The organism is Lacticaseibacillus hegangensis (genome assembly GCF_003946465.1).
Lineage (GTDB): Bacteria > Bacillota > Bacilli > Lactobacillales > Lactobacillaceae > Lacticaseibacillus > Lacticaseibacillus hegangensis.
This window is the reverse complement of record NZ_RHOL01000022.1, coordinates 25,289-42,751: the sequence shown is the minus strand read 5'-3', so window position 1 is coordinate 42,751 and position 17,463 is coordinate 25,289. Positions and strand designations below refer to the sequence as shown.

Sequence of the window (17,463 nt, the reverse complement as noted above, 5' to 3'; positions counted from 1 at the left end):
TCGCAACGCTCCAAACGTTGCTTTCAGACCGGCCAGATGCGATTTCATGTCCCAAATACCGAGGTGAATAATCCAGGTTGATCGTCGTCTGAACTGTCGCCGCTGTCGTCACTGTCGCTGTCCAACTGATCATCTTGATCATCTTCAGCGCGCTTCAGCAGCTCGTTGACTTGCGAATCAGCATCCCCGGCGTAAGAACTCGAACTTGCCTCGGTGGCTGCCGACTGGTCGGCGGCCGCTGCGGCACTGCCGTCAGCACTTGCCGCGCTATCGGTTGGTTCCGGCTCATCTGGCTCTGGGGCCAGCTTTGCCATGGTGGCAACCTTGGCGCCGTCATCGACCTTTATGAGCCGCACACCAAGCGTGGAACGCCCAGTTTGCGAAACCGTGGCGATATTGAAGCGGATCATGACCCCGGCATCGGTGATCACCATGATGTCTTCGGTCCCATCAACGGTGGTGACGCCGGCCAGCGGTCCGTTCTTTTCGGTGATGTTAGCGGTCTTGATGCCTTTACCACCGCGACCCTTAATTGGGTACTCGGCAGCGGCAGTCCGCTTCCCGTAGCCTTTTTCGGAAATGACAAACACTTCCGAATCCGGATTAAGGATGTCAGAGCCGACCACGTAGTCCCCGTCACGCAGACGGACACCGCGCACCCCGGTGGCAGATCGGCCCATGCTGCGGACGTCCTGCTCCTTAAAGGTGACGGAGTAGCCCAGGTGCGTGCCGATGAAGATGGTGTTTTCGCCGGTGGTCGAGATGACGTTGCTCAGCTCGTCGCCGTCTTTCATATTCAAGGCGATCAGGCCATTCTTGCGGATGTTGTAGAACTCCCGTGTCGGCGTGCGCTTAACGACCCCGTTGCGGGTGACGAAGAACAGGAAGTCGCTGGCCTCGGTCTCAGGTGCCTCGTCTGCTTCGGCGTCATGGCGCTTGACGTTCAGCACCGTTTGGATCTTTTCATTGTTGTCGATGCCCAGCAGGTTAATGATCGGGATGCCTTTGGCCGTGCGGCTGTATTCAGGCACCTCGTAACCCTTCATCCGGTAAACCTTACCGGTGTTGGTGAAGAACAGCAGCATGTCGTGGGTCGAAGTCGTGACCAGGTGCTCGACAAAGTCATCGTCGTGCACGCCGGTCCCTTGGACCCCGCGGCCGCCGCGGTTTTGCGCCTTGAACTCATCGCTTGGCAGGCGCTTGATGTAGCCGTTGTGCGTGAGGGTGATCACGACGTTTTCCTCTTCGATGAGGTCTTCGTCTTCGATGGTCAGATCCTCGCCGACCAACAGCTCAGTGCGGCGCTTGTCGCCGAACTTCTTTTGGATGTCGAGCAGTTCGTCGTAAATGATCTGGTGGATGCGTTCAGGCTTGGCCAAAATGTCCTTGTAATCAGCAATGGCAGCCAGCACGTCCTTGTACTCGTTTTCGACCTTTTCGCGTTCCAGACCGGTCAGGCGAACCAGACGCATGTCGAGGATGGCCTGACTTTGCTTATCAGACAGGCCGAACTTATCCATCAGGATGACCTTAGCCTTATCCCCGGTTTCACTGCCGCGGATGATGCTGATGATCTCGTCGATGTGATCCAGCGCGATCTTCAACCCGGCCAGGATGTGCTCCCGCGCCTGAGCCTTTTTCAGATCGAACTCAGTGCGCCGGCGAATGACCTCTTCCTGATGCTGCAGGTAGTACTGCAGGATTTCTTTCAGGCTGAGGGTCTTCGGGGCCCCATTGACAATGGCGACCATGTTGAAGGAAAAACCGGTCTGCATCGGCGTCAGCTTGAACAGGTTGTTCAGTACGACGGAGGCGCTCATGTCGCGGCGCACATCAATGACGATGCGCATCCCGTCACGGTCGGATTCATCGTTCAGGTCGGTGATGCCATCGATCTTCTTTTCGCGCGCCAGCTCGGCGATGCGTTCAACCATTTTCGCCTTGTTGACCATGTATGGAATTTCGGTGACGATGATGCGTTCCTTACCGGTTTTCGAGGTTTGAATCTCGGTCTTGGCGCGCACGATGATTGTACCCTTGCCGGTTTCGTAAGCCCGGCGAATGCCAGACTTGCCGATGACCAGGCCGCCAGTCGGGAAATCAGGCCCAGGCAGCGCAGACATCAGGTCCGCCGTCGTCGCATCCGGATTATCCATCAGGATGTGCAGCGCGGAAATGACCTCCGCCAGGTTGTGCGGCGGAATGTTGGTGGTCATCCCAACGGCGATCCCAGTCGCGCCGTTGACCAGCAGGTTCGGGAAGCGCGCCGGCAGCACGGTCGGCTCTTTTTCAGTGCCATCGTAGTTGTCCTGGTAGTCGATGGTGTCCTTGTTGATGTCGCGGAGCATTTCCATCGTGATCTTGCTCATGCGGGCTTCGGTGTACCGCATCGCGGCGGCGCCATCGCCATCGACGGAGCCGAAGTTCCCGTGCCCATCGACCAGCATGTAGCGGTAGGAAAAGTCCTGCGCCATGCGGACCATGCCTTCGTAAATCGATGAGTCACCATGCGGGTGATATTTCCCCATGACATCCCCAACAATACGCGCGGACTTCTTGTATGGCTTATCCGGGGTGACCCCGAGTTCATTCATGCCGTACAAGATCCGGCGCTGGACCGGCTTGAGGCCGTCTCTGACATCGGGCAAGGCCCGCGCCACGATGACACTCATTGCGTACTCCAGGAATGAGGTCTTCATGGTTTTTGCCAGATTAACGGTGGTGATCCGGCTTTCTTGACGATCATCCATGTGAATTCTTAGCTCCTCTCAGTGGTGCTGTTTAGTGGTGCTTTTAGTTAATCTAAAAATGCTGCCTTAAGTCCGGAAAATGTAGTCTCCGCCGGGAACGGCTGGAACGTAGCGGACACCGCTTCGAGCCTCGCAAGCGAGGCTCTCAGTCGGGTCTTCTGCTAGGCGGTAAACCGCCAAGCAGAATTTCGCTACTGAGCCGTTCCCCGCTCCGACCACATTTTCCTCCTACCCAGTCATAACAACTGAGTAGAACAGATTCCGATTACGCGTCGATGTTCTTGCTGTCGACGTAAACCGCGTTGTCCTCGATGAACTGGCGGCGTGGGCCGACCGAATCGCCCATCAGCATTTCGAAAATGCCATCGGCGTTTTCGGCGTCCTCTGGGGAGACCCGCAGGAGCCGGCGCTTGTCCGGATCCATAGTGGTTTCCCAGAGCTGGCTGGCATCCATTTCACCAAGCCCTTTGTAACGCTGAATCTCTGGCTTTGGTGATGGTGGCAGCTGACCCAGTACTTCTTCCAGCTCTTCATCGGAGTCGATGTACTTCATCATTTTGCCTTGGCGCACCCGATACAGCGGCGGCTGGGCGATGTAGACGTAGCCTGCATCCAGCAGCGGCCGCATGTACCGATAAATCAGCGTCAAAAGCAGCGTGCGAATGTGCGCACCATCGACATCGGCATCGGTCATGATGATCAGCTTGTGGTACCGCGCCTTGGAAACGTCGAAGTCATCGCCGAACCCGGTGCCCATGGCGGTGAACAAGGTCCGAATTTCTTCGTTAGCCAAAATGCGCTCCATACTGGCTTTTTCAACGTTCAGGATCTTCCCGCGAATGGGCAGGATGGCTTGGGTCAGACGACTGCGGCCGGACTTCGCGGAACCGCCCGCGGAATCCCCTTCGACGATGAACAGCTCGGAGATTTCCGGGTCCTTGCTGGAGTTATCCGCCAGTTTGCCTGGCAGGTTGGAAATTTCCAGCCCAGACTTCTTGCGGGTCACTTCACGCGCGCGCTTGGCAGCGGCACGGGCCTTATTGGCCAGCATTGCCTTATCGACGAGCTGCTTACCTTCTGCCGGGTGCTCCATCAAGAACTTGGAGAAGTGCTCGGAGAACATGCGGTCCACGGCCGTCCGCGCATCGGCATTGCCGAGCTTGGTCTTGGTCTGGCCCTCAAACTGCGGATCCGGGTGCTTGACGGAAACCACGGCGGTCATGCCTTCACGCACGTCTTCGCCAGACAGCGGCTCGTCATTTTCCTTCAAGGCGCCGGACTTGTGGGCGTAGTCATTAATCACGCGCGTCAGGGCAGCCTTGAACCCAGTTTCGTGGGTCCCGCCTTCGATGGTGTGAATGTTGTTGGCAAACGTCAGGAGGTTGGTGGCATAACCGTTGGTCGCGTACTGCAGCGCGACTTCAACCGTGATGCCCTTGTACTGGCCTTCGACGTAAATCGGCTCTTCCAGCAGGTTGTCCTTCCCCTTATCGAGGAATTCGACGTACTCGCGAATGCCGCCTTCCGCCTTGAACGACAGCTTTTCGGCGGTGTCCTTGCGCTTATCGGTAAAGTTCAGCTGCAGACCCTTGTTCAGGAAGGCCAACTCACGAATACGCTGCACCAGAATTTTGTCGTCGTAGGTCGTGGTCTCGGTGAAAATATCTGGATCCGGCACAAAATGAACCTTGGTGCCGTGCTCATGCTCCGGTGCATCCCCAATAATTTTCATCGGGGTCTTCACCTTGCCGCGCGTGAAATCGATGTAGTAGCGCTTGCCGCCGCGAGTGACTACAACGTCCAGCTCGGTCGACAGGGCATTGACGACAGACGCACCAACCCCGTGCAGACCGCCAGACACCTTGTATCCGCCGCCGCCAAACTTACCGCCGGCGTGCAGGATGGTGTAGACCGTTTCCAGTGCAGGCCGCCCGGTTTTCTTTTGGATATCAACTGGGATCCCACGGCCGTCATCGGTGACGGTAATGGAGTTATCGGGTTCGACCACGACATCGATCTCGCTGGCAAAACCGGCGAGGGCTTCGTCGATCCCGTTGTCGATGATTTCCCACACGAGGTGGTGCAGGCCTTGGCTCGAGGTCGTGCCGATATACATCCCTGGCCGCTTGCGGACCGCTTCAAGGCCTTCAAGGACTTGGATCTGGCTGGCGTCGTACTCGGCGGCCTTTTCCTCTTTCTCCTTGACGAGCTCTTCTTTGGTTTCTTTATCTTCTGCCATTCATGCTCCTCCTTACGCTTCCGCAGAGTCTGCGGTCAGGACCCCATTTTTCACGTGATACACGGCCGGGGTCTCAATTATTTCCTGGGCAATACCATCCAAGCTGGTGGTGGTGAGAAAAGTCTGCACCTTGTTTTGGATGGCCTTCAGTAAATGGGTCTGGCGCGTGTCATCCAGTTCGGACAGCACATCGTCGAGCAGCAGCACCGGGTACTCCCCGGTTTGGGCCTTCATCAGGTCGATTTCGGCAAGTTTGACGGCCAGCGCGGTGGTGCGCTGCTGGCCCTGACTGCCAAAATTGGCGACGTCCTTGCCATTGACAATGAACGCAACGTCATCGCGGTGGGCACCGACCAGTGAAGTGCCTTGGTCAATTTCCCGGCTTTGGTGCTCGCTATAAAGGTCCTGAAGCGCCTTGTACGCCGTTTTAACCTCGCCTCGGGCACTTGGCGGCACCTGGCTCCGGTATTCGAACGTCAGCTTCTCCTGGCCTTTGGTGATGCCGCTGTGGATCACTGCAGCAAAGTCAGCCATCTGGTGCAGCAGCTGCTCGCGCGCGGCGGTCAGCTCAGCACCATACGCCGCCAGCTGATCCGACAAAACGGACAGGTACACGAGGTCTTTGGCCTGGTGATACTTCAGCTGCTTGAGGTAGGCGTTGCGCTGCTTCAACATGGTGCGGTACTGGGTGAGGTTGTACAGGTACTTGGGACTCATCTGCCCGAATTCCATGTTGATGAACCGCCGGCGGTTTGCCGGGCTCCCTTTAACGATGGCGAGGTCTTCCGGCGCGAACAGCACGACGTTGAACTTACCAAGGTACTGGGAAAGCTTCGGCTGCTCGATCTGGTTGACCCGCGCGCGCTTACCCTGCGTCGAGATCACCAGCTCCAGCTGCATCGGCCCACTACTGCGGCCGATGCGCCCGTTCACACGAGCGAAGTCTTCACCGAAGCGGATCAGTTCGCGGTCATTGTTAGTGCGGTGGCTCCGTGCTAACGCCAACACGTACACCGCCTCGAGCAGGTTCGTCTTGCCTTGCGCGTTTTCGCCAATCAGCACGTTGATCTGCGGCGAAAAATCGGTATCGACATCCGCATAATTGCGATAATTATGCAGCGTCAGGTGTTCGAGCTTCACGCGCGCGCCACGGTGAAGCTAGTTTGATCCGGTAAAGTCACGGTGTCGCCGGCTTCAAGCTTGCGCCCGCGCCGGTCTTCAGGTTGGTCATTGACCAGCACCGCATTTTCTTTCAGAAAATACTTTGCCGCACCGCCGCTATCCACGACACCGGCATCTTTTAAAAGCTGCCCCAGTGTGATGAAGGCGGTTGTGATCGTCACAGTCGTCATGCTGCCACTCCTTTGACGTTAGGATTATCGCAATAAGCGAATTTACTACCTATATATTATACCGTAATAATGTATTGGCTTCAATCCAATTTGGCGTTTTAAGCGGTTCTGCGGCGGATTTAATCAGTGCTGGTCAAGGGGTCGCAAATATGGCCAAAACGGTTAAAACGCAAAAAATGGCCATTCTCGCGTTTTACGGCGAAAATGGCCACCTTTTTAAGGCGTCGGTCCTCTAATTAGTTTAAAGGTAATATCTGCCGTATATTCACCAGGCGAAAGCAGCGGCATTTTCGGAATGATCAACCGGCTTTCAGCAAGTGACACGGTCTGATTATCTGCTCCTATAATCTGAATCGCAGCCTCCCCTGTCCCTGTTTCCTGATTACCTAAGCGAAGGCGCATCGGGAGCGCTGGTGGCGACTTGATGCTCATTTGCAGTGCCCATGGCCCACTTGCCGTGATGTCCAACTGCTGCCAGGTCGGGGCAACGGAAATTGGCCCGTTGGAGATTTGGGACAGGGTGTAGGTGCCGGCAAACAACGGCGAAAGCGGAATGGTCGGCAAGTCCAGGCTCTGCGAGGATATAAAACTACCCTGGATATTTGAGTAAGTATACGAATCAACACCCTTAGTTTCAGCTCCAGTACTACTGAAAGGTGACCCTTTATACTCAATTCGCCACATCATAGGAAAATTACCAGGCTTGAGGTCCTTGAATTGAACCACCCCTCCTTCAATGGGTAATGCTCCTTCCTCACCATCTGCACCCCTCCAAAATAGACGAACGTATACATTTTGGGCTGGCGGGATGATAACTGGTAATTTAACAATCGCTTGGCCATGCTGGTCCACTTTTATCGGCCCAGGTTTATGGACAATTGTATATCTCCCAATCAATGGCCAAAGGTGCCCCGTCGTAAGATAATCTAACCCGGAACCATAATCAATATGTACCGCCTGCAGAGTATTGGGACCAGGAGATTGAGTAGCTTTTATAGCAACAGATCTTCCGTTATCACTGATTGACTTCCAATACTCATTGCTCATAAAAAGTTGCGTTAGATATTTGCGCCCCATATCATCCATTGCAAAAAGCTGAAATGGTACAAAATCAAACAACTCAAGTCCGTCTACATTGACATGCAAATTATCTGGTAACCTGTCAATCACATGAAGCCTCAGCTCCATACTGAAAGGCGGGTTGTTACTCAAACCGTTGGGTGTCGTAATCCTATATTTCTGAGTACCCAGCGTAGTTGCACTCACTAAAAGAGACCCATCGGCATACCCTTTGATTTCACGGTCCATAACCTGACCATTTTCATCTGTATCAACACGCTCGACTGTTACATTTGAGGTACCAAATTTGGAAAAGTCGCTCGTCGATGTTCGATAAAAGTAAACCGGCAATTTTGTTCCAGCAACTACCCAAAGATCAGAAGGAGGGGCGTAAATAATTCCACCCGATTGGCCCACTACGGGCGACCACGTCACATTCTCAAACAACAAATCCTGATACGGCAGCGCCGCCTCAACTTGCTGGCCCCCGCGCCACCACAAACCGGTAACTACCGCTAACGCCAACCACCACTTGCGCATCCTGCGGCCCCCTTTCTAGCCGTAGATTACGCAAACGAAAAGCCCCTGCAACCGAAGCTGCAGGGGCAAATAGGTGATCTCAGTTAGAACGTCCGCACTGGCGTAATCAGCTGGACAAAGTGTTCTTTGTCTTCAGTCGGCACCAGGGTGAATGGGCGCAGCGGTGCGGTGAAGGCCAGTACGATCGAGGTCGCCCCGACGCCTTGCAGCGCATCCTTCATGTAGTCTGGGTTGAAGGAAATCTCCAGGTCGTCGCCTTCCAGCTTCTGGAACTGGAGCGCTTCTTCGACATTCCCGACGTCAGGCGAGTTGCCATAGATGGTCGCGGTCTGCTTGGCGGTGTTTAGGTCCAGGCGCACGACGTTGTTGGAGCTTTCGTGCGACAGCAGACTGGCACGGCCGATGGCTGACAGCAAGGTCGGCGCGTCGAACTCGATCGTCGTAGTGCTGGTCGTGGGGATCAGGCGGCTGGTGTCCGGATAGTTGCCTTCCAGCAGCCGGGAGTAGAACAGCGTGTTGCCGGCGATGAACAGGACCTGGTTTGAGGCAAAACGGATCTCCACGTTGTCGATGTCGTCAGTCAGTGTCCGGCCAAGTTCGGTCAGGCTCTTGCCTGGGATAATGATGTCGTAGCTGGCATCCCCGGCACTCGGCAGGTCCAAGGTGCGCTGAGCCAGGCGGTGAGAATCAGTCGCCACGGCGATCAGCTTGCCTTTTTCAATTTGAATGTGGACGCCGGTGAGAATCGGCCGGCTTTCCTGCGTGGACACCGCGATGACGGTTTGTGCGATCAGCTGCCGCAGCACGTCGGCTGGCACAGTCAAGGCGTCTTCGCTGGACACTTCCGGCAGGCGTGGGTAGTTGTTCGCGTCCAAGCCGTTGATCTTAAATTCAGACTTGCCGCTGGTGATGACGGTTTGGTAGTTGTCCTGAACGTCCACGGTCATCGTTTTTTCCGGCAGGCGCTTGACGATTTCGGTGAAAAAGCGCGCAGGCACGGTGATGCTGCCAGGGTCTTCAATTTGTAAGTCGTTTTGCTCACTAGTGGCGTCGATTTTACTTTCGATAGAGATGTCGGCATCACTGCCGGTCAGGACTAAGGCGTTGTCAGTCAAGTCCATCTTCAGGTTCGTCAGGATCGGAATGGTGGTCTTGCTGGTGATAGCCCTGGACACATCATTCAGCGATTTGATGAACGTGGCACGTGTGATCGTGAATTTCATTTTTCTGTCCTCCCAAGCGTAGCGTTATCTATATAATACGCTTTTTAAGTAATAGTAGTAGAGCCTGTGGACCTTGGGGAAAATGCTGAGAAACCCGAATAGATCACTTTTCCACCTGTGGATAACTCAGCGTAAAAGTTGGTGCAATTTCCGAGAGTTTTCCACAAGCCCTAACCGCGGTTGCGCAGCCGGTTCTTTAATTCAATGACCTGATCCTTCAGCGTGGAATCATCGTTGATCGCTTGCTCGATTTTCTCATGGGCGTGAATGACGGTGGTGTGATCTTTACCACCAAATTCCTGCCCGATTTTCGGCAAACTACTGTCGGTCATTTCGCGGGCCAGATACATGGCAATCTGGCGCGGCATGACGATCTGCTTCACGCGTTTTTTGCCCTTCAGGTCGCTGACGGAGACTTGGTAGTACTTCGCCACGCTGTCCTGAATTTTGGCGATCGACAGCTCGGAATCCTTACCCGACAACTTCAGGCTCTTGAGCGCCTCGGCCGCCATGCTGGTGGTGATGTCCTCGTGCGCCATAGTCGCGTAGGCCTGGACCCGCACCAGCGCGCCTTCCAGCTCGCGGACGTTGGAATCGATCTGCCCGGCGATGTAAGACAACGTATCATCAGGGATGACGAGGTGCTCGGCATTGGCCTTGTTGCGCAAAATGGCGATCCGGGTCTCTAGATCCGGCGGCGTTACGTCAACGGACAGGCCCCACTTGAAGCGGGACACCAGGCGCTCTTGCAGCTTGGGGATCTCGTTGGGCAGGCGGTCGGAAGTCAGGACGATTTGCTTTTTGTTTTCATATAAGGCGTTGAACGTATGGAAGAACTCTTCTTGGGTGGCTTCCTTGTCGCCGAAGAACTGAATATCATCGACGAGCAGCAGGTCGACGTTGCGGTACTCCTGCCGAAACTCCTCCTGTTTTTTGGTCTGGATGGAGTTGATGAAGTCGTTGGCGAAGGCCTCGGACGTCACGTACTTCACGTTGGCCTGCGGATTGTATTCCAGCAGCTGATGGCCGATCGCCTGCATCAGGTGCGTCTTGCCCAGGCCCACCCCGCCGTACAAAAATAGCGGATTGTAGAGCACGCCAGGTTCTTCAGACACGACCAGCGCCGCGGCGTGGGCCATCTGATTGCCCTTGCCGGTGACAAAAGTCTCGAAGGTGTACTTACTATTAAGGTGAGACGTCTCCTTGTAGGTCGGGATCGGGGCGTCGGGCTGCGCTTTGGCAGGCTGCGGCCCGGCTGCTTGGGTGCTCGAGGCGCTCGCGTCGTCGCCCATGATCTTGACGACTGGGGAAATCTCAAGGTTGCCGAACTCGTAGCACCACTCGACGACCTTCGTCACCAGGTTCTGTTCCCAATAGGTTTTGTGCAGCTGCGACGGCACCCCCACGGTGATCGTCGTCTGGGTCAACGTCAGCGGTTTGACCGCCCCGACCCAGGTATTAAAGCTGACCGGGGTCATTTCTGCCCGGAATTTCTCTTCTAAATATGCCCATAACTCATCGATATTTGGCACGTATTGCCCCTCCGCAACCGAAAAAATGTAGTCGAAATCAAGCCGCCAACCGATTACCCCGGGGATGATCGATTCGCGACATCGCACTTTTCAGTTTAGCATTGCCTCAGAGAGTTTTCCACAGAATCAGAAGTTTTCCACATGTTGACCGTCCACGTAAATCAATTTTCCCCAGCGCCGGGAAAACCTTGTCCCCACAGCGTGAATAAACCGCGAAAAATCAGCGTTTGAGCGAGTTATGCACACGGAAATGTGAAACGTGGGGGCTGATGTGATGCGTGTTTCACAAGTTTTAAACAGGTTGCGGACCGCCTGTGGATAACTTTCTCGACAGGGTGTGATTTTGCAGATAAGCCGGTCATTAGCCTGGGGATAATCGCGTTTAGGCAAAAAATGGCCGACAGGTTGTCCACAGTTTTGTGCGCAAAGTGGCCAATTTGTGGACAATTCGCGCGGCGATTTTTTTCATGGAATCCTTGACGTGATGCGGGGCAGTCCGTATAATGAAAAGTTGTTTACTGACAATCAGTTAATCGGCGTAGCAATACGCATAAAATAGCAAACTATAACAGGAGGTGTTCCTATGACCACCAAACGGACTTTCCAACCGAAGAAGCGTCACCGCGAACGCGTACACGGCTTCATGAAGCGGATGAGCACAAAGAACGGCCGCAAAGTGTTAGCACGTCGCCGCGCTAAGGGACGTAAAGTATTATCTGCCTAACCAACCACTGACCGCTGTCGGTGGTTTTTTTTGTAAGGTGCTCCGGTTTCGCGGTTTTAGCGGGATGGGTAGCCTAGCCCAGGGCATTGCCGCTGGGCTTTGGCGGCGAGGCCCTGGGCGTAGCTAGCCACTCCCGCGTTGCGAAGCCGGAGCCCGATTAGGCGCGGACCTCCTTTTTATAGGTAGATTCCGCCCCACCCCCAGAAAAACCCGTGCGTGGCGCGGCCTGGTCTTGTATACTAGTAAGCAGATTGTGAGGGAGCGCTTTGCGAAAGTCATACCGCATTAAAAAGGAATCAGAATTTCAAGACGTGTTTGAAAACGGCGCATCAGTCGCAAACCGCAATTTTGTGATCTACACCCTTAAGCGTGACCAGAAGCATTTTCGTGTCGGCATCAGTGTCGGCAAGAAAGTCGGCCACACCGCGGTGATGCGTAACCAGATCAAGCGTTACATCCGCCAGAGCCTGCTTGAGCTCAAGCCCGACATCGATCCACAGGCGGATTTTCTCGTGATCGCGCGACGCAGCGCCAACCAGCTCGACATGGCCGGGACTAAGAAGAACCTGGTCCACGTCATGAAGCTGGCCGGCCTGCTCGCTGAGTCTGACGTTACAACAATCTAGAATACGGTTTTATGTTGGAGGACTTATTCGTGAAAAAATCGACCAAACGGCTCTTACTGAGTCTTGGCATTATTACGCTGGTATTAGTTTTAAGCGCTTGCGGAACGTCGACCGTCACTAAAGCATCGACGAACCCGTGGGACCGCTACGTCATTTACAACGCGGCGCAGTTTGTTTTGTGGCTGGCGAAGATCTCCGGCGGCAACGTCGGGGTCGGCATTATCCTCTTCACCCTGATCATCAGGGTGCTGATCTTCCCGCTGAGTTACTACCAGATCAAGAGCATGAGCAAGACGCAAGCCATCGCGCCGCAGCTCAAGGAACTGCAGAAGAAATACAGCTCCAAGGACACTGAGACCCAGCAGAAGCTCCGCGAAGAAACGCAGAAGCTGCAAGCCGAAGCCGGCGTTAACCCAGTCATGGGCTGCCTGCCGCTGCTGGTTCAAATGCCGTTCCTGCTGGCTCTGTATCAGGCGATTTACCGCACCCCGGCCCTGAAAGTCGGCCAGTTCCTGTGGATGAATCTGGGCAAGCCTGATCCGTACTTCATCATGCCGATTCTGGCTGCGCTGTTCACCCTGGCCACATCGGTCGTTTCCACGCTGGCTCAGCCGACGCGGACGTCGACGAACTGGATCATGGCCGCGGTCTCGCCGCTGATGATTTTGGTCGTGGCGTTCAGCTTCCCAAGTGCCCTGTCGATTTACTGGGTTGTCACCAACGCCTTTTCACTGGCTCAGACCTTCCTGCTTCAAAATCCCTTCAAGATGAAGAAGGAGCGGGAAGAAAAAGCCCGGGCCGAGAAGGAACACGAAAGAGCCGTTCGCAAGGCATACAAGCGCGCACTGAAGAAGTAATCGGGAGGTAATCATGCCCACTTTCCAAGGAGCCACGATCCAAAAAGCGATCGACGCCGGTCTGAAAGCAATGAAGCAGGAGCGCGCCGCCGTGTCTGTTGAGGTCGTGCAAGAAGGCAAAAAGGGCGTCTTAGGCATTGGCAAAAAGCCGGCGATCGTGAACCTGCAGATCAACCCGGAGCCCAGCCCCACGCCTAAACCGGAACCAAAACCAAAAACGCACCACCGGCCGCCGCTACCAAAGCCCAAGCTGCCTGAGGTCCTGCGCCGCGATCAGCCGGTGCGCGACGACCAGACGGCCATTGCGCTGGTGCAGAGCTATTTGGAAGACATCACCACCCAGCTGCAGATCCCCACAACGATCGACAGCGAGCGCCGCGGCGACACCGTCTGGTATGCCATGACGACGCCGAAAGACGCGCTGCTCATCGGCAAGCACGGCAAGATCATCAACGCCATTCAGTACTTGGCCCAAACCGAGTTTAACCACTACGGTAAAAGTAAATGGACCATCATGCTGAATGTGGGCGACTACCGTGAGCGCCGCGACGCTGCAGTACGCCGGCTGGCCGAAAAATCCGCGCGCGAAGTGATCGCGCGCGGCACCGCGATTTACCTCGACCCGATGCCGTCGTTTGAGCGCAAGGCGATTCATCAGACCTTGGCGGACAACGAATACGTTGAGACGCATTCCGAGGGTCTTGACCCGCGGCGCTACGTCGTAATCACGCCAAAACGCCCAACGTTTTGACAGATGACCCGCAATTTTGTATGATACAGGCAATTCAATAAGCGATAAAGTAGTCAAAGTGCTTTGTCCATACTGATCCCCAGACCGGGGACCAGTGTGGCGACGCACTTTTTTTATGTTCAAGGTGGGCAGAGTTCGCGCACTTAGCTCGACAGCTAGCCTAGCCTGACGCATTGCCGCTGGTTTTTGGCGGCGAGGCGTTAGGCGTAGCTAGATGCTCGGGCGTTGCGAACTCGGAGCCCGATTTAGGCAAGGTGCGCAGGTTCGACGATTTTAGCCCGACGATCAGCCTAGCTTGCAGTTTTGCCGCTGGGCTTTGGCGGCGAGACTGCAAGCGTAGCTGAGCGCTCGGGCGTTGTCGAACCGGAGCCCGATTAAGGCGAAGGTGCGAAGCGTAGCCCAGTCAAGGAAAGGACGATAACCCGTGGCACAAACAGTGACTGAATACGATACAATCGCGGCCATTTCAACACCGCCTGGCGAAGGGGCGATTTCCATCGTGCGCCTGTCTGGCGAAACGGCGGTCCAGACCGCCAACAAGCTCTTCAAGGGCAAGGACCTGACGAAGGTCGCGACCAACACCATCAATTACGGCCACATCATCGACCCGGATTCCGGCGAAGTGGTCGACGAGGTGATGGCATCAGTGATGCGCGCCCCGCATACATACACCTGCGAGGACATCGTCGAGATCAACTGCCACGGCGGCATCGTCGGCACCAACCGCGTGCTGCAGCTGGTGCTCGGCGCCGGCGCGCGCATGGCCGAGCCCGGCGAGTTCACCAAACGCGCCTTTTTGAACGGTCGCGTTGACCTGACCGAGGCCGAATCCGTTATGGATCTGATCCGTGCCAAAACGGATCGCGCCATGCAGGTGGCGGTCGATCAGCTGGATGGTGACCTGCGCAAATTGATTACCAACTTGCGCCAGGAGATCCTTGAGGTGCTCGCCCAAGTCGAGGTCAACATCGATTATCCGGAGTACGACACCGACGAGATGACCACCAAAATGCTGCGCGAAAAGGCGGAGCTGGTGCTCGGCCGCGTCGATGAACTGTTGCAGACGGCCAATCAGGGCAAGGTGCTGCGCGACGGCCTGGCGACGGCCATCGTTGGCCGGCCTAACGTCGGCAAATCCTCGCTTTTGAACCACATGTTGCAAGAGGACAAGGCTATCGTTACCGACGTGCCAGGGACCACGCGCGACGTGCTGGAAGAGTACGTCAACGTGCGCGGCGTGCCGCTGAAGCTGGTCGACACCGCCGGCATTCGCAAAACCGAGGATAAGGTCGAAAAAATTGGCGTTGAACGTTCGCGCAAGGCGATCACCCAGGCCGACCTGGTACTGCTGGTGCTCGACGCCAGCCAGCCGCTGACCGCCGAGGACCGCGAGCTGATCACCCTGACCAAGGATAAAAAGCGCATCGTCGTGCTCAACAAGCAGGACCTGCCGCAACAGCTCGACATGGCGGAGCTGGCCGACCTGGTGCCGGAAACGCAGCTCATCCGCACCAGCATGCTGGAAGTGTCCGGAATGGACGCGCTGGACAAGCAGATCAAGAACCTGTTCTTCGGCGGCATTGAAAACAGCCAAAGCACGGTGATGGTCACCAACGCTCGGCAGAGCGGGATGCTGCGCCAGGCCAAGGCCAGCCTCAAAAGTGTGCTGAGCGGGATCGATGCGGGGATGCCGATCGATCTGGTTCAGATCGACATGACTGCCGCCTGGGACAAACTCGGTGAGATCACTGGAGATGCCGCTCCGGACGAGCTGATCACCCAGCTGTTTTCGCAGTTCTGCTTGGGCAAGTAACCGAGGAACACAATTTTTAAATAAAAAAGGGGCACAACTATGACTGCAGATCCAAAAGTACGTGAATACGAGGCCGGCACCTACGACGTCGTGGTCGTCGGCGCAGGGCATGCCGGCTGTGAGGCCGCGCTGGCCGCCGCCCGGATGGGGCAGAAGACGCTGCTGATCACCATCAGCTTGGAAATGCTCGCCTTCATGCCTTGCAATCCGTCCGTCGGCGGCCCGGCCAAGGGTGTCGTGGTGCGCGAAATCGACGCCCTGGGCGGCGAAATGGGCCGCAATATCGACAAGACCTACGTCCAGATGCGGATGCTGAACACGGGTAAGGGCCCGGCTGTCCGGGCACTGCGGGCGCAGGCGGACAAGGCCGCCTACCACCGCTCAATGAAGGACACGATTGAAAAAGAGGACAATCTCGACCTGCGCCAGGGGCTGGTTGAGCGCCTGCTGGTCGAAGACGGCACCTGTGTCGGGGTCGTTGCCGCCACTGGTGCGCGTTATCGCGCCAAGAGCGTGGTGCTGACGGCTGGGACATCTTCCCGCGGCAAGATCATCATCGGCGAGCTGATGTACTCGTCCGGGCCGAACAACTCACTGCCTTCCATCAAGTTATCCGAGGACCTGGAGCGCCAAGGCTTCAAGCTTCGCCGCTTCAAAACCGGCACGCCGCCGCGCGTGGATGGCAACTCGATTGACTTTTCCCAAACCGAGGAGCAGCCGGGCGACACCACGCCGCACGCTTTTTCCTACGAGACGCCGGATTCCGTGTATCTGAAGGATCAGATGTCTTGCTGGATGACCTACACCAATGAGACGACGCACACGATCATTCGCGCGAACCTCGACCGCGCGCCGATGTTCTCCGGTGTGATCAAGGGCGTCGGGCCGCGCTACTGTCCGTCCATCGAGGACAAGGTCGTGCGCTTTGCCGACAAGCCGCGCCACCAGCTGTTCCTGGAGCCTGAGGGCCGCGACACCGAGGAATACTACGTCGGCGACTTTTCGACGTCCATGCCTGAAGAGATCCAGCTGAAAATGCTGCATTCCGTTGCCGGACTGCAGCACGCCGAGCTGATGCGCCCCGGTTACGCCATCGAGTACGACGTGATCGAGCCGTGGCAGCTGACCGCAACTATGGAGACCAAGATCGTCAAGAACCTGTTCACCGCGGGCCAGATGAACGGCACCAGCGGCTACGAAGAGGCGGCCGGCCAAGGCATCATGGCGGGCATTAACGCCGCCTTGCGCGCCCAGAATAAGCCTGGTTTCACTCTGAAGCGCTCCGACGCCTACATCGGGGTGATGATCGACGACCTGGTCACCAAGGGCACCAACGAGCCGTATCGGCTGCTGACGAGCCGCGCCGAATACCGCCTGATCCTGCGCCACGATAACGCGGATCTGCGTCTGACCGAAATGGGCCACGAGCTCGGCCTCATCTCTGACGCCCGCTACGCCAAGTTCCAGGCCAAGAAGGCGGCCATCGAGGACGAGATTAAGCGGCTTGAGACCACCCGTCTTAAGCCGAGCCAGGTCAACGACTGGCTGGCCAGCATCAATGCCGCTCCTTTGAAGGACGGTGTGCTGGCGAGCGACTTCCTGCGGCGGCCGGAAGTGTCCTATCAGGACTTGATGCAATTTATTCCCCGGGAAATGCCGCTGGATCATTACGTGAATGAGGAAGTTGAGATTTCCCTCAAGTACGCCGGCTACATTGAAAAGGAAAAGCAAAGCATCGCCAAGCTGGAGCGGATGGAAGCTAAGAAGATCCCGGACCGGATCGACTACAGCGCCATCAACGGCCTGGCCACCGAGGCTCGGCAGAAGCTGACCAAGATCCAGCCGCAGACGCTGGCGCAGGCCAGTCGCATCAGCGGGGTCAACCCCGCCGATGTGGCGATCCTGTCCGTTTACGTCGAGCAGGGTCGCATCGCGAAAGTGGCGCCTGGCGCCTAACGAAAAACCGGCACTGACCATTGCGGTCAGTGCCGGTTTGC

The 17,463-nt window shown here is 56.3% G+C and carries 12 protein-coding genes and 1 pseudogene; 6 read left to right on the top strand and 7 right to left on the bottom strand.

Annotated elements, in window-relative coordinates:
- Positions 1-280 precede the first annotated feature (280 nt).
- From gyrA to dnaA, 7 genes and pseudogenes are all read right to left on the bottom strand, one after another.
- Positions 281-2,750: pseudogene (gyrA, locus tag EKM86_RS08105) on the bottom strand (DNA gyrase subunit A); the annotation flags it as partial.
- A gap of 265 nt (positions 2,751-3,015) precedes the next feature.
- Positions 3,016-4,989, bottom strand: coding sequence for a DNA topoisomerase (ATP-hydrolyzing) subunit B (gene gyrB / locus EKM86_RS08100; RefSeq protein WP_125756860.1), 1,974 nt, complete (start codon positions 4,987-4,989; stop codon positions 3,016-3,018).
- A gap of 12 nt (positions 4,990-5,001) precedes the next feature.
- A complete protein-coding gene (recF, locus tag EKM86_RS08095) occupies positions 5,002-6,129 on the bottom strand; it encodes a DNA replication/repair protein RecF (RefSeq protein WP_125756858.1) in 1,128 nt (375 codons plus the stop codon).
- Positions 6,126-6,341: a S4 domain-containing protein YaaA gene (yaaA, locus tag EKM86_RS08090; protein WP_125756856.1), complete on the bottom strand. Its 216-nt coding sequence runs from the start codon at positions 6,339-6,341 to the stop codon at positions 6,126-6,128. Before yaaA ends, recF begins: the two co-directional genes overlap by 4 nt.
- Positions 6,342-6,557: 216 nt before the next feature.
- A complete protein-coding gene (locus tag EKM86_RS08085) occupies positions 6,558-7,940 on the bottom strand; it encodes a hypothetical protein (protein WP_125756854.1) in 1,383 nt (460 codons plus the stop codon).
- A gap of 83 nt (positions 7,941-8,023) precedes the next feature.
- Positions 8,024-9,163, bottom strand: a complete 1,140-nt coding sequence (gene dnaN / locus EKM86_RS08080) for a DNA polymerase III subunit beta (protein WP_125756852.1) — start codon at positions 9,161-9,163, stop codon at positions 8,024-8,026.
- A gap of 170 nt (positions 9,164-9,333) precedes the next feature.
- A complete protein-coding gene (gene dnaA, locus EKM86_RS08075) occupies positions 9,334-10,695 on the bottom strand; it encodes a chromosomal replication initiator protein DnaA (RefSeq protein WP_125756850.1) in 1,362 nt (453 codons plus the stop codon).
- A 583-nt stretch (positions 10,696-11,278) separates the two neighbouring features.
- On the opposite strand from dnaA, the gene rpmH reads away from it, so the two are divergent.
- The 6 genes from rpmH (at position 11,279) to mnmG (ending at position 17,422) form a co-directional block, all read left to right on the top strand.
- Complete coding sequence (gene rpmH / locus EKM86_RS08070; protein WP_003568442.1) at positions 11,279-11,419, top strand: 50S ribosomal protein L34; 141 nt, start codon at positions 11,279-11,281, stop codon at positions 11,417-11,419.
- Positions 11,420-11,685: 266 nt separating this feature from the next.
- Positions 11,686-12,045 carry a ribonuclease P protein component gene (gene rnpA / locus EKM86_RS08065; protein WP_125756848.1) on the top strand — a complete coding sequence of 120 codons (360 nt, stop codon included), beginning with the start codon at positions 11,686-11,688 and terminating at the stop codon, positions 12,043-12,045.
- An 11-nt stretch (positions 12,046-12,056) separates the two neighbouring features.
- The gene (gene yidC, locus EKM86_RS08060) at positions 12,057-12,902 is read left to right on the top strand and encodes a membrane protein insertase YidC (RefSeq protein WP_125756846.1); all 846 of its coding nucleotides are present in this window, start codon (positions 12,057-12,059) and stop codon (positions 12,900-12,902) included.
- 13 nt (positions 12,903-12,915) lie between these two features.
- On the top strand, positions 12,916-13,653 hold the full coding sequence (gene jag / locus EKM86_RS08055) for an RNA-binding cell elongation regulator Jag/EloR (protein WP_125756844.1): 738 nt from the start codon (positions 12,916-12,918) through the stop codon (positions 13,651-13,653).
- Positions 13,654-14,077: 424 nt separating this feature from the next.
- Positions 14,078-15,466 (top strand): tRNA uridine-5-carboxymethylaminomethyl(34) synthesis GTPase MnmE, encoded by a 1,389-nt coding sequence (gene mnmE / locus EKM86_RS08050; protein ID WP_125756842.1) that lies wholly within the window; start codon positions 14,078-14,080, stop codon positions 15,464-15,466.
- A 39-nt stretch (positions 15,467-15,505) separates the two neighbouring features.
- Positions 15,506-17,422 (top strand): tRNA uridine-5-carboxymethylaminomethyl(34) synthesis enzyme MnmG, encoded by a 1,917-nt coding sequence (mnmG, locus tag EKM86_RS08045; protein WP_125756840.1) that lies wholly within the window; start codon positions 15,506-15,508, stop codon positions 17,420-17,422.
- The last annotated feature ends 41 nt before the right edge of the window (positions 17,423-17,463 follow it).